Consider the following 22,137-nt stretch of genomic DNA (forward strand, 5'->3'; position numbering starts at 1 on the left):
GTCATGGCTGCAGTACCAGTCAGTGTCACCCCCGCGCTTCGCCGTAGCCGGCGCAACGGCCACGGGGACCGCAGAATCCCTGCCTGGATCCCGGGTGCTTCCAGGCTAGTGACCTTCGGTCTCATCGTGTTCATGCTCGGTATCCTGCCGGCGCTCTCCAACCGCGACATAGCCCTTTCCATTCTGCGTTCCCGTTATTCGGAGATGGAGCCCACCCCGGAGGCGCTGAACTCGATCCGTGAGGAACTCGGGCTCGCCGACGGACCCCTCGTCATGTTCTGGAACTGGCTCAGCGGCGTCGTTGTGGGCGACTGGGGAAACTCATGGACAGACGGCAAGCCCGTATTGCCCGGCATGCTGGAGGCCTTGTCGGTGTCCTTGACCCTGATGGCTTTCTCCTTGGCCGTCGCCGTCATCATGGCGATACTGTTGAGCATTCCGACCTTCCGTCGGGGACTCAACGGACGCAATGACCGGACCTCCGGTGCCCTCGCTGCAGCGTTCACCTCCATGCCCGAGTTCCTGCTCGCGGCCCTGCTGCTGGTCTTCGGAGCCGTCATCCTCCAAATGTTCCCTCCTTACGGCTGGAACGGCCTCTCCTATGTGGTCCTGCCTGCCCTGGCACTGGGACTGCCGGGAGGCGGCTACCTGGGGCGGCTCTTCTCCGATGCGCTTTCAGCGACCTTCACTGAACGCTGGGTGGCGACCTGGTCCGTTTCCGGCTTCTCCCAGCTGCGTATCGCACTGGCTGTCTCCAGGCGCAGCCTGCCCTCGATCACGTCACCGATCGGACTGGTGTTGGTAGGGCTTACGGGCGGAGCCATCGCCGTGGAGCAGGTCTATGCCATACCCGGAATCGGCCGGGCAACCCTCGCCGCGGCCAGGTCCCAGGACATGCCGACCCTGCAGACCGGTGTCATCATCCTGATGTTCCTCGCAGCGGTCCTGGGTGTCGGGGCGGGCATGGTCCGCAAACTGATCCTTGGGCCGGCCCTGCGCGCCAAGTCAGTCCCGACGTCTGTTCCCGCCGCGGCGAGCCGGCGGAGCGCGTGGATTGTTCCGGCATCGGCGTTGGGTCTGCTGCTGGTCATCGTTGTGGCAGGTTTGCCGCGGGATCCGTTCGCAACTACTCACGGGCGCCTCGCGCTCCCGTCGCTTGCCATCCCGCTGGGGGCGGATTCCAGCGGGCGTGACGTGCTGGCGCGCATCTCGCACGGCGCCGTGTCGACGATCGGTATCGCACTCCTGGTGGTGGTGTTGTGCCTTCTGCTCGGCCTGGCCATCGGGATGTTCCCCAACTTGGCAACCGGACCCATCGAAATCACGAACGCCGCACCACCGATCATTGCCGGCATCATTGTCTCCTCCATCATGGGAACTTCCACCCTCGGAGCCGCTGTCGCCGTAGCTGCCGTGAGCTGGGCGCCCTTGGCTGCGCACACTGCGGCCCTGGTCACCGAAGTCAAAGCCCAATCGCACGTCAAGATCGCCCCCGTGCTCGGAGTCGGCCCCACCCGGGTCATGCTGCGTTACGTGCTTCCCGGCGTTTTCGGCCCGGTGTTCCGGCACGCCATGCTGCGCCTGCCCGGCATTGCCCTGGCGCTTGCCCTTCTGGGATTCCTGGGCCTTGGACCCCAACCGCCCCACCCCGAATGGGGGCTGATCCTCGCCGAAGGTATGCCCTACGTCGAGCGGTCACCCTTGGTAGTTCTCGTGCCCGGCTTCGCCCTCGTACTCCTGTCCATCCTCGCCGTCTCCCTATCGAGCCTTTCCGTGGACACCCGTGGTTGGCTTCGGCGGCGCCGCGCCGTCCGATAGGTCCATGACTCACCCAACCGGTGCAACATGAGAGGGGGAAGGTAATGGAAAAGAGCACGACCGCATCTCTACGGTCTGTCTGCGAAGATAACTGCCAGTTCTGCACTGGACCAGAAACGGACTAACCCTCATCCGCCAGTCAATGACCACGGCGAGAGAAGAAGACCTCCGGAGTGGGAAGAACCTGTCAACGGCCCGGTCCCGCTCCGGAGGTGTTTCGTGTCTGCGCGCATCCACTGCAACGACAGGCAGAACATCCTAGGAACCCAGAAAAAACGTGTCGGCCGCACCCTTGTCGGGAGCCTAACGGGTTCCGGTGGCAGCTAGAGAGCCTTGCTGTATGTCGCGGGGTCGGCGTCGAAGAGGGCCACACAGGTGTCGCAGCAAAGGTAGTGTCGGGTCCCCTTGTAGTCGCGGTACATGCCATCGGCTTCGGCCGCGGATCTAATGACCTTGTTCCCTGGCATGACGGGGCACTCGATCAGGTCGCTACGTTCCTGGCCGGCACTGGCCGCAGGGTGGTTGTGGGGAACGGCAATGTCCTCGGTGATGATGCTTGGGATGTTTGTGGCCTCATCATGGTGTGGTTGGTGCACATGGTCTTTCCTTCTCTTGTTATTCGACGCGTTGTTGAAGTGGATGGATGATCTGTCAGCGGAATCCGCCGGCCATGTGAGGCAGGTGCCCCGCGCCTGGCTGCTGAAGTACTCAACACCGGCTTGTCATGCGTCATCACTCCGCTGCTGAGGGACGGAAAATCGCGCCGCTGCCAGGGGACACAGCGGTCGCCTTGTCAGCGGCTGACCGGATCCACGTTGCGGAAACGACTCTGACGGGGATCCTGCCCTCGGAACCGGGCCGCCCGTCATGTCGGGGGATGCTTAGAGTCTGGCCAGCATCGTCTGCATTTCCTTGATTTCGGCTTCCTGAGCGTTGACGATTTCTGTGGAGAGTTGGACGGCTTCGGAGTTCTTACCGTCTGTGGTTTCGGTCTTGGCCATCGTCACGGCACCTTGATGGTGGGCGACCATTTGGGCCAGCAACAGCTTTGCTGCCTCGACTCCTTGGGCGGCTTCGAGCTTGGTCATGTCAGCTGCGCCCATCATGCCGTTCATGCTGTGGCCAGCGGGCATCTGCGTAGTTTCCTTCCATCCGGTCAACCAGGCGGTCACCTTCTCGATTTCCGGGCCCTGTGCTTCCTTGATCCGGATAGCAAGAGCTGTGACTTCGGCAGGAATGCCCTGCTTCTTCAGGATCATCTCGCTCATCTTCACCGCCTGGGTGTGGTGTGGGATCATCATCCGGGCGAACGTTACATCCGCGGCGTTATGGTCCGTAGCCGCCGGGCTGGACGAGCTGCCGCCGTGATCCATTCCTGACATGGATGTTCCGGAGGGACTGGAACCGCCGGAGGCACCACAACCAGCCAGAGCGATGGCCGCTGCGATGGCCGTAGCAGCAACAGGAAAAAACTTCGCATTTTTCATCAACTTCGAATCCTTTACAAAGGTTTGACGGCAAGCCGGCACCCAATAAGGGGAGAGCGTGTTCATCTGCAGAATGCCGGGCAGGGGCTTACGGAAGCTTCTCTCCAGGCGGCAGCTGGGCGGTGCTCACAGTTATGGAGCCGGAAGACGGCGCAGCATCGCCAGAGGCAGCATCCGAACTGCCGGACTAGCTATTGGCCAGGCTGTATCCAACTGAGGAGAGAGCGTCCTTGACCGCGGAGCGTCCGGCAGCTCCCCTGATCACCAAGCGTGAGATTCCACCCGGGACAAATTCAACGCTGGCACGGTCCACACCCTCAAGGTCGTTGACCGCCCTTTCGACGCGCGCAACGCAGCCGCCACAGGTCAGCCCTTCCACGCCGTACTCCACGTCAGTCGGGGCGGGGACGACAGTAGGGGCTTCGGTGGAGCAGCACCCGCAGCCCGACGACGAAGCAGTCATGGGGAGTTCAGTACGTGATGATGTTTGCATGTCAGTTCCATTCACTGAAGAAGATGAGATGGCGCTGTGGTTGAACGGTTGTGATGAAGGCTTCGCAGCTCTCCGGGACAAACCACTCACTGACAACACCTCTAATATACCCCCTGGGGGTATGCAAGACAAGCGCTGCTACGCCGGTTGGAGCGGCCGGCGGTACGCTGCGCCCATATCCTGACGCATATAGGTCTATCCAGAAAATTGGATACCGGTTTATAGTTCTTGATATGGAAAGTGCTTTGAATCCTTATTCGCCTGGTTCAGGCCGGCGCCCCTTTGAGCTGGTTGGGCGCCAGAGTGAGATCGATGCCTTCGATCTGCTGTTGGCCAAGACCCGGCAGCGACGGCCCGACCGGGGGATCGTCCTGCATGGGCTTCGCGGGGTGGGTAAAACGGTCTTGCTGAACGAGTTTCGTCGGCAGGCCGAACATGCAGAGTTTATGGTGGTCTTCCTGGAGGGCAGGGACGCTGAGGGAGGGCCGGAAGCCGTTCGGGCCAAGCTCGCCCGGAGCTTGCTGCAGGCAGGGCGGAAGCTGAACCGCCGCGGTGCGGGGGAACGGCTCGTGGCGGCGCTTGGCAGCATCGCCTCCTTCTCCGCGAAACTCGGCGTGACCGGCATCGATATCGGGGTGAACCTCAATCACGGCCGCGCCGATTCCGGGTCGATCGAAGTGGATCTGGAAGAACTGATTGAGGATCTGTGCCTGGCGCTGGCGGAGAAGCGTTCGGGCCTGATCTTCATCATCGATGAGATGCAGGACCTGGACGAGGGACTCATCGCCGCTCTCCTGAGCGCCCAGCACCTGGCCGGCCAACGCGAGTGGCCTTTCTACATCGCGGGCGCAGGGCTGCCCAATCTGCCTTCGGTACTAAGTGAGGCGCGCTCCTACGCCGAAAGGATCTTCAACTACCGCAGCATCGGAGCGCTGTCGAGGGAAGCCGCCGAGGCAGCCCTGGTCGTCCCGGCCCGAAGGTTTGGGGCATCGTTCGTACCCGAAGCCCAAGACCTCCTCCTGAGCGCCTCGGGCGCGTACCCGTACTTCCTGCAGGAGTACGGCTACGCGGCCTGGGAAACAGCACCGGAGAAGACCGTGACCTTCGACGATGCGAAAATTGCGGTGGAAATCGGCCGCGCGCAACTGGACCAAGGGTTCTTCCCGTCACGCTGGAAACGGGCCTCGAAGGCTGAGAAGGATTTCCTCCGCCTGATGGCGATCGACGGTGATGAAGGATCCAGCACCGCTGAACTTGCCGAACGGGCGCACAAGAAGCAAAGCTCCATGACCATGACCCGCGCATCCTTAATCGACAAAGGGATCATCTATGCTCCCGCACTCGGTGTCGTAGCGTTCACCGTGCCGGGCATGGCTGACTACGTCAAACGCCTCCATGAATAAGACGAGCGCAGGAACCGGGACCATTGCAGCTGGGAGGTTGCGGTGGGGAATTCTCTTGGCTGTTACCGCGCTGGTCCTTGCCGGGGCCGGGATCTACGCGGTGGGAGCGTACCAGCGCTTCGAGGAGAGCCGCAGGGCGGCCTCATCGGTAGAGGTCACTGCAGGCCAGCCCCTCCCGGGGGTCCCTTTCGTTCTTTTCAGGAACACAGCCGATGGGCAGGGGTATGGCAATGCGGCCACGGTGCCTCTTTCTGCCCCTGGCGGCACGCGTGCCGTCAGTGACCAGGCCTGCGACCGGGTCTATGCCGCTGCCGCCACGGTGGTCTGTCTCAGATCCAACCGTGGTTTGGTGACTACCCACGAAACATCTGTCCTGAACCGGGAATGGCAGCAGGAGCGTTCGTGGCCTGTGCCCGGCATTCCGAGCCGGGCGCGTGTCAGTGCGGACGGGTCCCTGATCGCCACCACGGTGTTTGTCTCCGGCCACTCCTACACTCAAGCCGGGTTCTCCACAGCAACCGAGATCACGCTGCCCGGCGGCGGTACAGGAAACCTCGAAGACTTCGCACTCATCGTGAACGGCGAACGGCTGCTGGCCAGTGACAGGAACATTTGGGGTGTGACGTTCGCACCCGGCCGGAGTGATGTCTTTTACGCCACGGCCGCGTCGTCAGGGCGTATCTGGCTGGTCCAGGGGAGTATCGCGGCCAGGACGCTGACGGCCATCCACGACAACGTTGAGTGTCCCTCGGTGTCGCCGGACGGCACCAGGATCGCGTATAAGAAGAACGTCGGCGGGCCCTTGACCGCGCATTGGAACGTGGCGCTGCTTGACCTTGCAACCGGCACCGAAACGGTGCTTTCGGAGAAACGCAGCGTCGATGACCAGATTGAGTGGCTGGATGATCAGACCCTGCTGTACGGTCTGGCGGACGAAACCACTGAAGGTGACAGCAACATCTGGAAACTGCCAACCGATCCCGCCTCCCAACCGAGCCTGTTCATTGAGCACGCGTGGTCACCGAGTGTGGTCCGCTGACGTCCGGCCCGGAAACCGGGGGAGCGGACAGACGTCAGCAGTCTGAATGTCCCTCCACGCCTCAGCAGGTTCCCAGCAGGCCGCACAGCAGGCCGCCGGACTGAGTGGGGCTCGGCGAGGGGCTGGGTGACGGGCTGGCGGTCGGACTGGGTGAGGGTGTCGCTGTCGCCGTTGCGGATGGGGCCGGCGTTGCGGTCGGGGTAGGCGTGGGCGTTGGGCCGGGCGTCGCCTGTGCCTGTGCCGCGGCCGAGTAGAGGACGTCGACGAAGTAGTTCGTGGAGTTCCACGAGTTCGTTGGTGCAGCACCGCCGGAACCGTACAGGTAGCGGCCGTTGTTGGGCCCGGCGGCGGTGAACACGCCGCTGACCCAGGTTTGGGCGAAGAACGCAGGCGTGTAGGCGTAGCGGCCGTTGGGCGCCAGATAGGACACGACGTACGTTTCCCCCGGAGCCACGGCTACCGGGGAGGAAAGCATCGCGGTTTGCCAGCCGTTCGCTGATTCATTCGTGAAGGTCACTTGGGCCAGCCGCGTTCCCGCGGCGTTCCACAAGGAGCCAACGTGGGTTCCGGTGTTTCCGGTTCCCTTGTAGAACCGGATGCCGGTGACAGTGCCGGCTTCAGAGACCGTGAACGCCGTTCCCAGTTCAACCGATGACGCATCATCGGAAGCTGCTGTCTGGGGTTGGAGTTCCCCGAACATGGAGGTTTGCGCGGCATCAGGGTCGGCAGTGGTGAATTGCCAGGTCGTGGTCGGCAGCGTCTGGCCCTGACGGGATTCGAGGTTGCTGACGTTCACGGAGATGGCGGTGGTGCCCGGCAAAGGAGCTGCCGGGGTGAAGGTCAGGGTGCGGCCGTCGGTGGACAGGGCAGCACTGCCGGCCACGGATGCCCCGTTCGCTCCCAGCGTGAACGAGGCTCCCGGCTTGATGGCGGAGGAGAGCGTCAGCGTTGGTTTGATGTCAACAGGGACTCCCGTGGCGTCCGGCACAGGGGACCGGTCGGTTATCGTCAGCGGCGGCACCGCTGCCATGAAGACCAGGTCCACCAGATAGCTGGCCGTGGAGGCCGTGCCGGGGAAGTCTGCGCTGTAACTGAACGCCCCGGAATCCGGGGCCGTGCGCAGCGGCCCGCTGGCGAATCCGTCCCCGAAACCAGCCGGAGTGTAGGAGTAGGTCCCGGCGGGAGCTTTGTACGCCACGACGTACTCGGTGTTGGCTGTTATCTCGACCGGCTGGCTGAACGTTGCTGTCTGCCAGCCAACACTGGAGTCGTTGGTGAAGGCGACGGTGGCGAGCAGTTGCCCGCCGGCGGTGTACAGGGAGCCGGTGTGCGTTCCGGTGTTGCCGGCGGCCTTGTAGAACCGTACGCCGGTGACTTGGCCTGCGGTGTCGCTGGCGAACCGGACGCCCAGGGTCAGCGGCACGCCGTCGTTGACCTCCGCGACGGTGGGCGTAACGGAGTCCTGGTAGAGCGTGCAGGGGCACGTCCCGGGCGTCCTTGGGGCAGGGACAGTGGCAAACGTCCAGGAAGCGTTGCTCAGTGGTTGCCGGGACACGGCAGTTGCCGTGACGGTGGATGTGTACGATGTCCCGGCCGCCAGCGGCGCTGCCGGGCTGAACGTGACCTTCCGTGTCTGGGTGTCGTAGCTGGTGGATCCGGGAACGGTTGCACCGTCGGCGTCTTTTACCGTCAGACTGACGGAGGATGCCTCGGCCGGTTCGGACAGTACTGCAGTGACCTGGCTGTCCAACGGAACGCTGGACGCGCCCGGATGCGGGGATTGGCCTGTCGGGGTGAATGCCGGTGGTGGGACCATCACGATGACATCCACCAGGTAGCTTGCTGTTGATCGTGATCCGGGGAAGTCGCCGCTGTACGTGTAGGTGCCGGCATCCGGGCCAGCCCGCAACGGACCAACGCTCATGCCGGAACCGAATCCATTGGCTGTAGCAGAATAGGTGCCGGTCAGTGACTTGTAGGAGACGATATAGTCCGTGTTCGGGACCATCTGGACCGGTTGGCTGAACATCGCTGTCTGCCACCCCGAGGCGCTTTCATTGGTGAACGCCACCGTGGCAAGTTGCTGCCCGTCCGCCGTGTAGAGAGCACCGTTGTGGGTGCCGGTGTTTCCTGCCGATTTGTAGAAGCGCATACCGACTACTTCACCGGCGGAAACGCTGGAGAACCGCACGCCGAGGGTCAAGGGAACGCCGTCCTGAATCTGAGCGATGCCCGGCGTGACGGAGTCATCAAAGAGGCTGCACGGGCAAGATCCCGGAACCGGCACTGTTGCCCCGGTCGTGAATGCCCAGGTCCCGCCTGCTGTCACCGGACCACCGAGGGTGTCCGTTCCGGCGAGCGTTGCGGTGTACTGGGTGCTGAACGCCAGTGCGTTGTTCGGGGTGAAGGTTGCCCGCCGGGTGGCGGGATCGTATGCCGTCGTGCCGCTGACAGGGCCGTCGGGGGACTGCAGGGTCAGCTGGATGCTGGAGGTGGTGACGGGTTTGGAGAACACGGCACTGACCTTGGTGTCCACCGAAACGCTGGACGAGGACGGGAACGGTGTGTGCCCGGAGACCGTCATGGGGCTGCTGTCCACGGTGCTGAACAGGGCATCGGCGAAGTAGTTGCCGCCGTTGTAGCTTGATGTCGGGAACCCGGATGAGGTGGCATAGACGCCGGCCGGCTCGGCCCCGAAACCGCCGGCCACCTTCAACGGGGCGTCCGTGGCGCCAAAGCTCGCCCACTGGAAATTCTGGATCGAGTATCTGCCGTTCGGCGCCCAGTAGGACACCGTATACTTTTGGCCCGCTGCGACGGGAACGGCCTGGCTGAACAGCACGGACTGCCACCCGGAGGGGGTTTCGTTCGTGAACGTCGCCGTGGCCAGACGCTCCCCGGTGGAGCTCCACAGGGACCCGGTGTGGATACCGGTGTTGGCCGCGCTCTTGTAGAAGCGGACACCGGTGATGAACCCGTCCACCGACGGGGTGAAGCGCATCCCCATCTCGTACGCGCCGCCGTCGCCCGAGTCCGCGACAGCGGGAACGGTTTGACCGAAGACGCTGTAAGGGCCGCTGAGGGCCAGGTTCCTGGTGGCGGCCGGGCCGATGTTGGCGCTGTCATCAATGGCCCGGGCCTGGATGGTTGCCGTAGCCAGACCCTTCTGGATGTACGTGTACGTCCAGTTCTGCTTGCCTTGGGCCGGGTGCCACGTGGCGCCGCCGTCGGTGGAGACCTCGACGCCGGCCGCAACACCGCCGGTGTCGGCCGCGGTTCCGGTGACGGTGACGCTGGTCCCGTGCGGCACGGTCGCCCCGTCGACGGGGGCCGTGATCGCTGCGGTGGGCGCGGTCCTGTCCGTGCTCGGGACGGCGGCAACCAGCCCGGCAGCCCGGGTGGCGGGTTGAGCGCCCATGTCGGCCAAGAGGTTGACCTGGGCCTGCCGCATCCGCGGATCGGCTGGTGCGCCGTCGCCGTCGTGCACCTCGTCCAGACCCCACGTCCACTGGACGCTGCCGGCAGAGAACACCAGCGCGCCGCTGGCGGCACGGTAAAGGGTCACATGATGGGTTGTGGTCCCGGGAAGGACGGTGTTGCCGAAGTCCTGAAGGTACTGGGGCACCTCCCCGACGGTGGTGGACAACCGGACCAAACCCGGTGGGCGGAACCCGTTGTCGAGGTCTTCATCGGACTCATATCCGACCGTGTGCGGCGCCAGCGCCGCCGAGGAACCGGCCGGCAGCGAGGCCAAAGACGTGTTCCGCCACAGCCTGGTCTTGCCTTCCTGCGAATCGACGGTCACCGGCAAATCGGAGTAGTTGGACATGTAAATGGTTCCGGTCAGCCCGTTTTCGGGCAGCCCGCCGCCGTTGGCCTGGGCAGCGAAGCGCGGGTCACGCCAGGTGCCGGTCCATTCGGGGCTGGGGTCGATCTTTTCGTTGGCCCAGGTTTCCTTGTAGGAGGTCAGGGTCCGGCCCGCCGAACCGTCCACGGGGGAAGGCTCGAAGCGGGTGCGCCAGTACCCCTCATTACCGGAAAGGAACTGCAGGTTCACCCCGGCATCGCGCGCTGCGGTGATGTTCGCCCGTTGCGGGCCCGACCAGTATTCGTCATGCCCGACCGAGAGGAAGACCTTGTGATTGAGCAACTGGGCCCCGCTCCGGTCGGTGTCGAGGCCGCTGATGTAGCTGACGTCATAGCCGTTCTGTTCCAGGAACCGCACCATCGGGTATTCGTTGGCGAAGAAGAAATCCCGGCCGTCCGGCCCGCCCCGGGTTGCCACCGGCCGGTTGTAGCTGACCTTGTACGCCCGGCCGTTCGCCCCCTGATAAAAGTCCGAGCCCCCGTAGGAGTTATACGCCTGCCAGGACGGGTCCGAAGTCTGGAAAACAACGTCCGAACGGCTGCCGTCGGCGCGCACAATAAAGGTGATGTGGCTTTGCCCGCCCGTGTCCGGCCTGGTCAGCAGCGCGACGTAGACCCCGGAGACGGCCGTGGCCGGCACCTGCCACGTCGCCGACACCGCCCACGTGCCGCAGTCATAGAGTCCGGTGCTGAGGTCGTTCAGGCACGGGGGCTGGTTTTGGCGTAAGGCCGACGGGGCCACGTCGGCAACCTTGCGGGCACCGTTGCCGTCGTACCAGCCGGTGCGATAGACCGCGATGGTGTAGCTGGGCGCGGGTGTGTCGATCTTGAAACGGATGGGCTGTCCCGCGTTGACGCTGATCTCGGTGGAGAACCCCTGGATGCTGTCATCGCCCGGACCGGTAATGTCCCACTCTGAGGCCGGGTTGCCGGGCTTGGAGTTCTCACACACCACCGGGTTCACCACAGGATCACACGGACCTGCCGCGAAAGCCGCCGGAACCGTGAACGGAAGCAAAGCGGCAACCAGCATCAGGACCAAGGGCACGACCAAACGCTTCAGGACTGGCTGCGGGGTGGCTGAAGGACCGGACATAGGAACTCCTGGAGTGGACACGCCTGTTGCGAGATGAGGCCGCGCTGTCCGCGCGGTCCCTGCTTGCCGCTCCCCAGCCAGGGTCAAACCAAGATCTTCAGTTATGAACACTCAGGTACTGTGCTTGGCTCGTCGTTCCGGAAGAACTGGACCGGATCCAACCTCAACCACGAATATCAGGTCAAAGCCGGATCACCGGAGCGAATCCGCCAAGTAACCCTTGGGACGCAGTGTAGAGGTCCGCCGGACCGCCTCACAAGGCCTCCCGGAACAAACCCACGCGCTGAGGAACCCCCGGGTGGGCCATCCGAGTTGATACCGGCCAGTACTCCAACTAAGCGTCGTTTTTCCGTCCCCGGGGAGCGAACCATCCGCGGGGCATTTCATCTGCAGATCTTCCCGGGTTTTCTCACTGCTGCCGCGACCCGGGGGATCACCCGCCAGAACATATGAAAGTATGCTCATATATTGTTCCTGCGGTTGAACCGCAGCACCCATTCTTGAGGAGCCACGTAACCTGATGATTTCCCATACCGACGCGAGCCTGCCCGCGGCACCGGCGGAGGCCGCAAGGATGCCGATTGGAGCCCGTCGCCTCGTGCTCATCGGAGGGCTCTGTATCCCCGTGGGTCTGGTTGCCGGCCCGTACCTTTTCGGACTGCAGCTGGTGGCAGTTGCGGGGGCCGTCGCGGTGGCTGTGGCCTTGTCCTATCGGCGGGGGCCGGTATGGTTTTCCCGCTGGTCTTGGCTGGCAGCGGCAGCCGGTGCTCTCTGGGTGATCGCCACGGTCGGGTACTGGCTGAGCATCATGGCTGCCGTGGACGGTACCTCGGCGCCGTCCAGCCTACCGACGGCGTTGTTCTATGTAGGTTTGGCAGCCCTGGGAGTCATGGCTGTGGGTACCATCGCGGGCTGGATCTCACGCTTCCTGGCCGATCGCCACGCCCACGCCCCGGCCGCAGGGCAGTAGCACATCCGCCCCTGGGCCCGGGGATCAGTTCCCCGGTGCCCAGAGGCGGGTGTCCTCAGATTTCGTGCGGTTCGCTAAGCTCCCGCGCCCTTATCCCTGCGCCTGCGGATGATGAAGAAGGCAGCGGCGACAACCGCAAGGATGGCCGCGGCAATGCCTACGGCTACGGGAGCGTTGCTGTCGTCGGGTTTGATCTGCTCCGGTGCCGTTTGGGCCGCCGGCGCAGGGGTGCTGGTGGCCGTTTCCGCGGCCGTGGTCGGCGTCGTCGATGGTGTGGCGGCAACGGCTTGGGCAGGATCCTGGACGGTGAAGGAGTAGTTGCCTTCGATGGGGTGCCCATCCGAGGAAACCGTGCGCCAGAGGACCTTGTAGACGCCATTGGCTCCTGCAGTGATGGCGGTGGAAATGGTCGGGCCCTCCACAGTGACCTTGCCGTCACTGAGGGTCTTGCCCGTCTCATCGGTGACGGTGATGACGCTCAGGTTCAGCTGCTCTGTGTCCAGAGGAGGCTCCGAGAGCGTCAGGGACACGCTGCCGGGGGCTGCGGTGACCGTGGTGTCCTTCGCCGGCACCGTGGATTCCAAGGCGTCGTGGGCCAGCGCCGGCGTGGCGGCGAAAGCCGGGATGAGGAAGGCAGCGGCGATAGCCAGCCGGAGGCGGAGGCGTCGGGGATTATGGGGTTTCATGATGGATTCTGCAATTCTGCTGGAGCTAAAAGGGGACCGGGCAGTGGCCGGGACGTCCTGAAACGCATCTCAGTACGTGCCGGCGAACGCGCACAGCGGAGGTCCCCGCACGGGCGGTCGGAGCAGAACCTTCCACCGCAGAGAGAGGGCCTCGGCCGCAATGAGCGGAACATAACGGCGCGCCGGGATTGCAGACGGTTCAAGCGTTTCCACCAAGGGCCGCAGCCAGCCCGCCAAGGCCCACAGTGCGGATTCCCCCCGCGCCATCAGAAGAGCGGTAACGAGAACCGCGGCCACGTGCATGCCGAGCATTCCGAGGCTGGCATCTGCGCTCAGGTGGTCATGCGGCGCCCCCGCGGCGACGCTTCCCGTGCCGCCGGGCAATCCACCGTGGTGGGCGACGGCGGGTGTGGGCGTTCCGGGTCCGGACAACGCCGAGAAGGCCAGGTGCAGCGTCGCCTGACCAATGCCAAGGTATGCGGCCAGGACGGGGGCCGTCATTTTCCGGCCCGCCAACATTACTGCCGACAGCGCAACGACAGCTGCCAGAGCGGTCATCACCGGAAAGGCCGGGAGTTCACCGCCGGCCAGGACATGCGCTGCGACCGCCAATGTCAGGACCGTCACCGCAACCGCAGTGGCTCTGGGGATGCGGAATGGTGCACGCGCAGAAGTCATCGCGCACCACTCCTTTCGGGGAAACTATTTGTTCTACGTTATGTAGAATGCCGATGTGGGGCAATAATGCCCGGTACACCCGTGCTGCTGGCCTCTATTTCGCGGCGTCTGCGAGCAACTGCCGGAATTGTTCTTCGGTTTGCAAGGTCAACATTTCGCCGTTGAGGAAGAACGTCGGAGTTCCCTTGACCCCGAGAGCGGTGCCGTCGGCGATGTCCTTCTTGATTCGTTCCTTGGTCTTGTCATCGGCCACGGCGGCGTCATAGGCTGCCAGGTCCAGTCCGAGCTCCTGGGCGAAGGTGCGGAACAGCGGCGCCTGGGACTCGGTCTTCTCGCCCCATTGCGGCTGGGTTTCGAACATCTTGGCATACATTTGCTCGTACTTGCCCTGCTGGGCGGCGGCTTCCACAGCGAGGGCTGCGGTGGCTGAGTTACGGTGCGCCGGCAAGGGGAAGTAGCGGTTGACGAAGGTGATCCGGTCACCGAATTCCTTCTTCAGTTCCTCCACCAACGGCTGTGCGGCAAGGCACGCTTCGCATTCGAAGTCCAGGAATTCCACCAGCTGGGCTTTTTCCGTGGTTGGAGAGGTGACGCGGTGGCTGTCGTCGCGGACCAGTTGGGCTTCTGCGGCGGCAGCTGGTGTCGGGGCGGCCGGGGCGGGTTTGTTCAGCGTGAACACGGTGTACCAGATCACCCCGACGGCGACGAGGACGGCCAGCAGGACCCAGATGAAGACCCGGGCTTTCTTGGCGGTGTCCATGGGAGGGGGAGGGGTTTTGGTTTGTGTCATCAGTGGTGGATGCTTTCCTGGTCGCGGTGGGAGGCGGGTTCGATCTGGAAGGTGGAGTGTTCGACGCTGATGTCGAAGTGCTGGGCCACGCAGTCCTGCAGGTCCGCCAGAATGCTGGCGGCATGCCCGTCGGTCATGCAGTTGTCCTCGACGGTGACGTGGGCGGACAGGACCGGGGTTCCGGAGGCAACGAGTGAGGCATGAAGGTCGTGTACGTCGATGACGTGGGGCAGGGCCAGGATGTGCTCCCGCACCTTGGCCAGGTCCAGGCCTTTGGGCGTGGATTCCATGAGCACGTTCACGGTGTCGCGGAGAAGTTTGAGGGTGCGCGGGATGATCAGGACACCGATCAGCAAGGACACCAAGGCGTCAGCCTGAAGCCATCCGGTCAGAGCAATGATGATGGCGGCGGCGATGACGGCGACGGACCCGAGGGCGTCGTTGAGGACCTCCAGGAAGGCTGCCTTCATGTTGAAGTTGTGGTTCCGCCCGGAGGCCAGGATGATCAGGCCGATGGCATTGCCGACCAGACCGATGATGCCGAACCAGAGCATGGTGGATTCGCCGATTTCCGGGGGCTCGAAGAGCCGGCGGATGCCTTCGACGATGACGAAGCCGCCGACAGCCAGCAGCAGCGCGGCCTGCCCGGCGGCGGCAATGATTTCGGCGCGCTTGTAACCCCAGGTGCGCTTCAGTGTGGCCGGTTTCAACGCCAGGGACGCGGCAATGAGGGCGATCAGCAGCCCGGCCGAGTCGGTAAACATGTGGCCGGCGTCGGCCAGCAGCGCGAGGCTGCCGGTCAGCGCGGAGCCGATGATCTCGGCAATCATTACGGTGAAGGTGATGGCGAAGACCGCGATGAGTTTACCGCGCCGGGCAGTGGCTTCGGCGGCGTGGTCGTGCTCGTGACCGCTCATGAGCGGACCCCGGCGGACGCGAAGGGCCCAGTGGTGGTGTCCTGGTCATGCTCTGGTTCGGCGCAGCCGCAGATGGTGTCCACGGTCAGGATGGTGCCAAGCAGGTCATCCAGCGCGTGGGCCAGTTTCGCGTCGGCGAGTTCGTAGCGGACCCGGCGCCCGGCCGGCTCCGCGGCGACCAGGCCGCAGTCCCGCAGGCAGGCCAGATGGTTGGAGAGGATCTGGCGGCTGACCCCGATGCTCTCAGCCAGATCCGAGGGGAACGCCGGACCGTCCTTGAGCTGCAGCAGGACCGCGGCCCTGGTCGGGTCCGCGAGGGCTTTCCCGAACCGGGCCAACACGTCAATCGTGGAAAGTATGCGCATACCCGTTATGTTACAGAATTTCTTGGATTCAGGAAGTTCTGTACTGATTCTTTTCCACGCTTTGCCCTGACTAGCCGTTGCTGTCATGGCCCCGGTTCCTGGTGTCGCGTTCCTCCAGTTGGGCGAGCATGGCATTGTAGGCGTCCAGGTCCGCATCGTTGGTGCGGATAGCCGCCCTGTCACTGCGCCGCATTTCGCGGGCGTCCGAACGTGACCACATGACGGCCACGCCAATGGCAATCAGCAAGGTCGGGACTTCGCCGATGCCCCAGGTAATCGCACCGGCCATCTGCTGGTCCTCCAAGGGCGGGGCGCCCCATTCACGGCCCAATTCGGTGAACCACTCGGGTTGGATCAGGGTGGTTGACCCCATCAGCGTGACGCCGAAGAAGGCGTGGAAGGCCATCGTGGCCAGCAGCAGCAGCAGCCGGAGCGGGTAGGGTGCGCGGCGCGGGACGGGGTCGGTGCCGATCATCGACAGGACGAACAGGTAGCCGGTAATCACGAAGTGGACCGTCATGAGTTCGTGCCCGACGTGCTCCCTAAGTGCGAAGCCGAAGGCGTCGGAGTAGTAGAACAGGACGATGGATCCGGCGAAATTGGCGGCGACGAACAAGGGGTGGGTCACGATGGCCGCCACCCGGGAATGGATCAGGACCATGAGCCACTCGCGTGGTCCGCGGGACCCGTCGCGGCGGGGTGTCAGGGTCCGCAGTGCCAGGGTGACCGGGGCTCCGAGGACGAGGAAGACCGGAACGACCATGGTCAGGGCCATATGGTCGAGCATGTGGGCGCTGAACAGGATCCGCCCATACACGGACGGCCCGCCCGAGGTGAAGAACACCAGCGCTGCCAGGCCCACGAGCCAGGCTACGCTGCGGATCCACGGCCAGCTGTCCCCGCGGCGGCGCAGACGCTGCGCCGCGCGCAGATAGAGGTACGCGGCGAACGCGGCGAAGGCGATCCAGAGCCAGTCCGGCCGCCAGATGGTGAACCAGCGTTCGGGTGTCAGTTCCGGTGGCAGGAGGTATCCGGTGAGGATCTCCGCGGGCGTCAGGGCCGGCCGGATGTCTTCCCCGGCCGGTGGCGGGGTCCGGCTCAGGGCGGCAGCGAGACCGCTGACCGCGCCCATGATCAGCAGTTCCACCCCAATGAAACGCCACAGCAACCGGTTGGCCTGCCCGGTCCGGTTCTTCACGCTGAGGGCGGGAATAAGCCGTTTCCGGTGCAGGTATCCGATGGCCCCCAAGGCGATGGCCGCCGTCGTCTTCGCCAGAAGCAGGACTCCGTAGGGGGAGGAAAGGCCGGCCGGGAGTTCGATGCGGATGGCGGCATTGATGATTCCCGAAGCCACGACGAGGACAAAGGCGAAGCCGGCCAGGGTGGAAAACCGTTTGAGGACTACTGCGGTGTCTTTGCCGAAGGCCGTCCCGCCCACGGCCAGTGCGATCAGCCCGCCCAGCCACAGGCACACCCCGACCAGGTGCAGACCCAGGGAGTTGATGGCCTGCTCGTGATCGTTGCCGCCGGCGGCGTGGCCGATCAGCACCACCGGCACCAGACCGCCCACCGCGAGCAGGGCTGCGGCGGCCAGGCCGGCGCTGGAGCGCACGCCAAAGGTAAGAGTGGCCACGACCGCGGCGATGATAACGACCCACAGCCAGGCCGCACCGTTGGGAAGCTCAGTGATGTAGGAGACGATCTGGGCCGCGAACTCGCGGCTGCCCGAAACCGGAACGCCGGCAATGTCAGCGAAACTGAACACCAGCACCGCCCCGGCCGAAAGAGTCCAGACCAGGCTCGCCACCGAGGCCAGCACCATGATCCGGCTGAACGCCGGATGCTCATCAGCGGCCGCGATCTCCGACCCCGACATGCCTGTCGCACGGGACCCGGATCCGCCGCCCCTGCGGCCCCGCAGCACCGGCGGCACAATGAAGGCCGCGAAGACCAGGGCGCCGATGGTGGCCGCCGCTGCTACGTTCTGCACTGTCTGGGCCACGCCGTAGCCCCACCGGACCAAAGCGCCCGGATCCCGCGTCTCCGCCGGCAAGGTCCCCCTGCCGTAGGCCGTCGCCACCAGGACCACGACCACTGCGATAACGCCGGCCGCGGCCAGCCACCGCAATTTCGGCGAGGTGGTTGGGCTGCCGCCGGCAGCGGGGGCTTTCAAAGCCACAATGGTTCCTTAACGCTGGTCCCGTACCTGCCCCACCAAGGCCTGGGAGTCAGGCGACGCCGATGCAGTCCGGCGCCATTCAAGATTATCTGTAGAGTTGTTCAGACGTTAATCGGTGGCCGACGGACACCTCCTGATCCAGGCAGTACGGCCCGGTCAGGTACGGACCGCACGTCAGAAGGCAAATGCGACGCATTAGCAGGTAGAGGTAGTCTTAATGAATGACCGGAACAGCACAGGCAGCGCCGACGCCCAGCCAGCCGGGCAGCGACTGCGCCGTTCGGCTGGTCGATGCCGAAAAGGTCGAGGCCGTCCGGTCCCGAATGCCAGCGGACACGGACGTGACGGATCTTGCGGTGATCTTCGGGCTGCTCTCGGACCCGGGACGGGTCAGGATCCTCATCGCGCTGCTCGAAGGGGAGATGTGCGTGTGCGATTTGGCCGCCACCACAGGGTTGAGCGAATCCGGTGTTTCCCATGCGCTGCGCCTGCTGCGCGGCCCGCGGGTGGTGCAGGTCCGTCGGGCCGGGCGGATGGCCTACTATTCATTGGCCGACTCGCACGTGCGCATGCTGCTCGATCTTGGTCTCACGCACGTCGGACATGCCGGTCAGGACCGCCTGAAGATGGTCAGCAACAACTAGCTCCCGCCCCTGACCAGGCCGCCGTGGCCGGACGGGGTCACTGACATGGGTGAGCCTGGAGTCGAGGGCCCGGTCTGGCTCCCCTCGTTGCCGCCGTCGCTGGGGGAGTATCTCGCACCGAACCTGCAGCCCGTTCCCCTGATCCCTGCCCTGACACTGCTGGCGGCGGTCTTCTACCTCGCCGGCGCGTTCAGTCTCTGGCGGCAGGGCCGGCACTGGTCCCCGATCCGCACCGCATCGTTCGTGTTCGGCTGCCTGGCCATCATCGTCGTCATGGGAGCAGGTATCGAAGGGTACGGGCTGCGGATGTTCTCCATTTTCATGTTCCAGCAGCTGACCCTGATGATGGCCGTCCCACCCCTGCTGGTCATTGGTTCCCCCGGTACCTTGCTGCTGCGGGCGACCCCGCACAACCTGCTGGGCCGGCCGGTCCTGAAGCTTGCCCTCTGGGGCCTTCGGTCCCGTGCGGGCCGGCTGGCCATTCACCCGGCCTTCATGGTGCCGCTGTTCCTGCTCAGCTTCTACGGCGTCTATTTTTCCGGGCTCGCGGACCTGCTGCTGCCGAACTGGTACGGGCACGTCGGGCTGGAACTGTTGTTCCTGGCCGCGGGCATCCTCTTCACGGTGCCGCTGATTTCCGCTGACCCGCTGCCGAGCCGGCAGACCCACTTCGGCCGGTTGTTGGACATCTTTGCCGAGATGCCGCTGCATGCCTTTTTCGGTGTCGTGATCATGATGGCCACCGCACCCATGGTCAAGTTTTTCGCCGCGCCGCCGGAAAGCTGGAACGTGGACCCCATGCAGGACCAGGGACTGGCCGGCGGGTTGGCCTGGTCCTACGGGGAGCTGCCGGGAGTGCTGTTGTTGATGTTCATCCTGGTTCGCTGGCAACGGGACGAGGCCCGGGGATGGGCCAGGTCCGAACGCAAGGCGGCGGTAGCGGGGGACCCGGACCTTGACGCCTACAACGAATACCTGCGTCAGCTGGCCAACCGTCCGGTGCGCCGGCGATGACAGTACCTGACACTTCAACGCCGGCCGCCGATCAGGTGCAACACCCCGTATTGCCGGCGTTGGGGCCCGGTGGGATGCTGCGCTGGGCCTGGCGGCAGCTGACCAGTATGCGCACGGCCCTGTTCCTGCTGCTCCTGCTCGCAGTGGGCGCCGTGCCGGGCTCATTGTTCCCGCAGCGATCGGCCAATCCCGCGCTCGTTACCCGGTACATCAAGGACAACCCGGCCTATGGGCCGGTCCTGGATGCGCTGCAGATGTTCGATGTCTACTCCTCGGCGTGGTTCTCAGCCATCTACATCCTGCTCTTCATCTCCCTGATCGGTTGCGTCGTCCCCCGGGCCCGCACCCACTACAAAGCCTTGCGGGCCCAACCGCCACGTACCCCAAAACGGCTCTCCCGCCTGCCGGAGTACGGCACCCTGATCCTGCCCGCCGGGGACGAAATCACTGCGGCCGCCGCGATAACGGACGCCGCCGGGATTCTAAAGAAGCGCGGCTACCGCGTGGAAGTCAGGGCCGCAGACGGGCCGCGGCCGTCCTTGGGTGCCGAGCGGGGCTTTTTGAAGGAAGCCGGAAACCTGGTGTTTCACACCTCGCTGATCGGCGTGCTGGTCTGTGTGGCCATCGGCGGGATGTTCGGCTACCGCGGACAGAAGATCCTCATCGAAGGCGGCACCTTCGTCAACACCCTGGTCAGCTACGATGCCTTCACCCCGGGCACCAACTTCAACACCGCCTGGCTGGATCCCTTCGCCGTCACGCTGAGGAGCTTCGAAGTCCGCTTCGACAGGGAATCATCCCGCCAGTTCGGCCAGCCAATAGACTTCACCGCCGAGTTGAGCACCAAGGACGGAACAGAGTCCCCGGCATGGGAACAGACCCTGAAAGTCAACGAACCGGTCTACTTCGGTGAAACCGGCGTATTCCTTGTCGGCAACGGCTACGCACCGGTCGTCACCGTGAAGGACGGAACCGGGAAAACCGCCTTCAGCGGGCCCGTGGTGTCCATCCCCAACGACGGGGTCTACACCTCTTCGGTGGTCCTCAAGGTCCCGGACGCCGCACCATCCCAGCTGGGCTTTGTCGGGTTCTTCCTGCCCTCGGCCATCAAGAACGACCAAGGTGTGTCCTACAGCTTCGACCCGGACCCCCTGAACCCGCAACTGAGCCTGAATTCGTACTACGGGGACCTCGGGCTGGACACCGGAGCGCCGCAAAACGTGTACGTCCTGGACGTGGCCGAGCTGACCCAACTCAACGGCAGGGACCTTCCCGCCGGCGGCATCACACTGGCCCCAGGTGGCAGCTACACACTGCCCGAAGGTAAGGGCAGCATCAGCTTCGACGGGCTTAAACGCTACATCGGTGTGGATGTACGCAGTACCCCCGCCCAAGGCTGGGTCCTCGTATTTTCGCTGCTGGCCGTGGCAGGTCTCATGGTCTCCCTGTATGTGAACCGGCGCCGGGTATGGGTCCGTACCGGCACCCATGAGGACGGCAGGACGATGGTCGAATACGGCCTCCTGGCCCGCGGAGAAGACCACCGCCTTGCCGCCGAGGCGACGGCCATCCGCGCATTGTTGGTACGGCAATGGCAACTTCGGGAGGAACAGGATGACGTATAGCTTCCTTCTGTCCTGGCGTTGGGCGGGTTGGCTGCTGCTGGCCGCACTTTTCGCCTCAGCGTGCATTGGGCTGGGGAACTGGCAGATGGAGCGCCGGAATCAGACCGTGGCCGAAATCCGCAGGGTCCAGGAGAACTACGGCAAAACCCCGGTAGCGTTTCAGGATGCCCGCGCCTACTTCGACGCCGCCGACCCCGACGCGAAGTGGACGACGGTTGCAGTGTCCGGACGGTATCTTGCCGGGGATCAGAGAATCGTCAGGAACCGTCCCAACAACTCCGTTGCCGGATACGAGGTAGTGGTCCCGTTCCGGCTGACCTCCGGTGAAACGATCGCGATCAACCGGGGCTGGCTGCCGATCGGCAACATCCGGCCCGGGTACCCCGATGCCGTGCCCGCCCCACCGGCGGGGGAAGTCTCCGCGGTCATCCGGATCAAACCCTCCGAGCCCGATCTTGGCCGTGACGCACCCGAGGGCCAGTTGGCCAGCATCGACCTGTCCTACTACGCGAGCCAGCTGGGGTATCCGTTGCTTGAAGGCAGCTACGGGGTCATGGCCTCTGAGTCCCCACAGCCTGCCGCAGTCCCGCAGCAGCTTGCCCCGCCTGCGGTGAAGGAAGGTTCGAACCTGTCCTATGCCCTGCAGTGGATCACTTTCGGAATCCTCGCGTTTGTGGGCTTCGGATACATGGCACGTCAACAGGCACGCATCCACCGTGAGGAACATGAAAGCCCGGATGCATCGGCGGACACGGCAAGCAACGTCCAGCGACCCCACCCTTCACCCCCGGGCAAGCGCTCCCGGGCCGAGGAAGAAGACGCCCTCCTGGACTCGATGGGACTCTGACTCGGCGCGCCGAGGTAAGCCGGGCTGCCGCAGAACGGGGTACCGACAGCCCCGGAAAGGCGGAGATCGCCCGGTGTGCCGGGAACGATCCCATGGCCGGGATCGTTGACCCTTTTGCTGCACATCTGAAGATACGATCACGCATCTTAGAACAGCACCCAGCCGGGGCGCACTGCCCGAGGCCGACCGCGCGTAAGTCACGAAATTGTAACGTTGACG

At 64.5% G+C, this 22,137-nt stretch carries 18 protein-coding genes; 8 read left to right on the forward strand and 10 right to left on the reverse strand.

What is annotated here, in order from left to right; all coding sequences use genetic code 11:
• Positions 1–3: 3 nt before the first annotated feature.
• Complete coding sequence (locus tag RQH14_RS18400; RefSeq protein WP_311214578.1) at positions 4–1,818, forward strand: ABC transporter permease subunit; 1,815 nt, start codon at positions 4–6, stop codon at positions 1,816–1,818.
• A 323-nt stretch (positions 1,819–2,141) separates the two neighbouring features.
• Here the strand turns inward: RQH14_RS18400 and RQH14_RS18405 are convergent, their stop codons facing one another.
• The 3 genes from RQH14_RS18405 to RQH14_RS18415 form a co-directional block, all read right to left on the reverse strand.
• Positions 2,142–2,414: a hypothetical protein gene (locus RQH14_RS18405; protein WP_311214579.1), complete on the reverse strand. Its 273-nt coding sequence runs from the start codon at positions 2,412–2,414 to the stop codon at positions 2,142–2,144.
• 285 nt (positions 2,415–2,699) lie between these two features.
• Positions 2,700–3,305 carry a DUF305 domain-containing protein gene (locus tag RQH14_RS18410; protein WP_311214580.1) on the reverse strand — a complete coding sequence of 202 codons (606 nt, stop codon included), beginning with the start codon at positions 3,303–3,305 and terminating at the stop codon, positions 2,700–2,702.
• A gap of 187 nt (positions 3,306–3,492) precedes the next feature.
• On the reverse strand, positions 3,493–3,798 hold the full coding sequence (locus tag RQH14_RS18415; protein ID WP_311214581.1) for a heavy-metal-associated domain-containing protein: 306 nt from the start codon (positions 3,796–3,798) through the stop codon (positions 3,493–3,495).
• Positions 3,799–4,031: 233 nt separating this feature from the next.
• Here RQH14_RS18415 and RQH14_RS18420 point away from each other — a divergent pair, with 233 nt between their 5' ends.
• Complete coding sequence (locus tag RQH14_RS18420) at positions 4,032–5,201, forward strand: ATP-binding protein (protein ID WP_014923382.1); 1,170 nt, start codon at positions 4,032–4,034, stop codon at positions 5,199–5,201.
• On the forward strand, positions 5,194–6,240 hold the full coding sequence (locus RQH14_RS18425) for a hypothetical protein (RefSeq protein ID WP_311214582.1): 1,047 nt from the start codon (positions 5,194–5,196) through the stop codon (positions 6,238–6,240). The genes RQH14_RS18420 and RQH14_RS18425 overlap by 8 nt, the downstream gene beginning before the upstream one ends.
• 61 nt (positions 6,241–6,301) lie before the next feature.
• Here RQH14_RS18425 and RQH14_RS18430 read toward each other — a convergent pair whose 3' ends face one another.
• Complete coding sequence (locus RQH14_RS18430) at positions 6,302–11,203, reverse strand: DUF4082 domain-containing protein (protein WP_311214583.1); 4,902 nt, start codon at positions 11,201–11,203, stop codon at positions 6,302–6,304.
• A 520-nt stretch (positions 11,204–11,723) separates the two neighbouring features.
• On the opposite strand from RQH14_RS18430, the gene RQH14_RS18435 reads away from it, so the two are divergent.
• The gene (locus RQH14_RS18435; RefSeq protein WP_311214584.1) at positions 11,724–12,173 is read left to right on the forward strand and encodes a hypothetical protein; all 450 of its coding nucleotides are present in this window, start codon (positions 11,724–11,726) and stop codon (positions 12,171–12,173) included.
• Positions 12,174–12,247: 74 nt separating this feature from the next.
• Here the strand turns inward: RQH14_RS18435 and RQH14_RS18440 are convergent, their stop codons facing one another.
• The 6 genes from RQH14_RS18440 to RQH14_RS18465 all read right to left on the reverse strand — a co-directional run bounded on the left by RQH14_RS18440 (position 12,248) and on the right by RQH14_RS18465 (position 17,788).
• On the reverse strand, positions 12,248–12,859 hold the full coding sequence (locus RQH14_RS18440) for a copper resistance protein CopC (protein ID WP_311214585.1): 612 nt from the start codon (positions 12,857–12,859) through the stop codon (positions 12,248–12,250).
• Positions 12,860–12,928: 69 nt separating this feature from the next.
• Positions 12,929–13,537, reverse strand: coding sequence for a hypothetical protein (locus RQH14_RS18445; RefSeq protein ID WP_311214586.1), 609 nt, complete (start codon positions 13,535–13,537; stop codon positions 12,929–12,931).
• Between the two features lie 94 nt (positions 13,538–13,631).
• Entirely contained in the window at positions 13,632–14,327 is a 696-nt protein-coding gene (locus RQH14_RS18450; protein WP_311214587.1) for a thioredoxin domain-containing protein, read from the reverse strand.
• The gene (locus RQH14_RS18455; protein ID WP_311214588.1) at positions 14,327–15,244 is read right to left on the reverse strand and encodes a cation diffusion facilitator family transporter; all 918 of its coding nucleotides are present in this window, start codon (positions 15,242–15,244) and stop codon (positions 14,327–14,329) included. Before RQH14_RS18455 ends, RQH14_RS18450 begins: the two co-directional genes overlap by 1 nt.
• The gene (locus tag RQH14_RS18460; RefSeq protein WP_311214589.1) at positions 15,241–15,609 is read right to left on the reverse strand and encodes a metalloregulator ArsR/SmtB family transcription factor; all 369 of its coding nucleotides are present in this window, start codon (positions 15,607–15,609) and stop codon (positions 15,241–15,243) included. The genes RQH14_RS18455 and RQH14_RS18460 overlap by 4 nt, the downstream gene beginning before the upstream one ends.
• A 70-nt stretch (positions 15,610–15,679) precedes the next feature.
• A complete protein-coding gene (locus RQH14_RS18465) occupies positions 15,680–17,788 on the reverse strand; it encodes a cytochrome c oxidase assembly protein (RefSeq protein WP_311214590.1) in 2,109 nt (702 codons plus the stop codon).
• 221 nt (positions 17,789–18,009) lie between these two features.
• Between RQH14_RS18465 and RQH14_RS18470 the strand changes: the two genes are divergently transcribed.
• Genes RQH14_RS18470 through RQH14_RS18485 form a run of 4 tightly spaced genes read left to right on the forward strand, consistent with a single transcriptional unit; the run spans position 18,010 to position 21,918 of the window.
• Positions 18,010–18,432, forward strand: a complete 423-nt coding sequence (locus tag RQH14_RS18470; RefSeq protein WP_311214591.1) for a metalloregulator ArsR/SmtB family transcription factor — start codon at positions 18,010–18,012, stop codon at positions 18,430–18,432.
• A gap of 45 nt (positions 18,433–18,477) precedes the next feature.
• Positions 18,478–19,446 (forward strand): cytochrome c oxidase assembly protein, encoded by a 969-nt coding sequence (locus RQH14_RS18475; RefSeq protein ID WP_311214592.1) that lies wholly within the window; start codon positions 18,478–18,480, stop codon positions 19,444–19,446.
• Positions 19,443–21,071 carry a cytochrome c biogenesis protein ResB gene (locus RQH14_RS18480; RefSeq protein WP_311214593.1) on the forward strand — a complete coding sequence of 543 codons (1,629 nt, stop codon included), beginning with the start codon at positions 19,443–19,445 and terminating at the stop codon, positions 21,069–21,071. Before RQH14_RS18475 ends, RQH14_RS18480 begins: the two co-directional genes overlap by 4 nt.
• Entirely contained in the window at positions 21,061–21,918 is an 858-nt protein-coding gene (locus RQH14_RS18485; protein WP_311214594.1) for an SURF1 family protein, read from the forward strand. The genes RQH14_RS18480 and RQH14_RS18485 overlap by 11 nt, the downstream gene beginning before the upstream one ends.
• The last annotated feature ends 219 nt before the right edge of the window (positions 21,919–22,137 follow it).

The sequence above is a fragment of the Arthrobacter sp. WCS2018Hpa-7 genome (assembly GCF_031843805.1).
Lineage (GTDB): Bacteria > Actinomycetota > Actinomycetes > Actinomycetales > Micrococcaceae > Arthrobacter.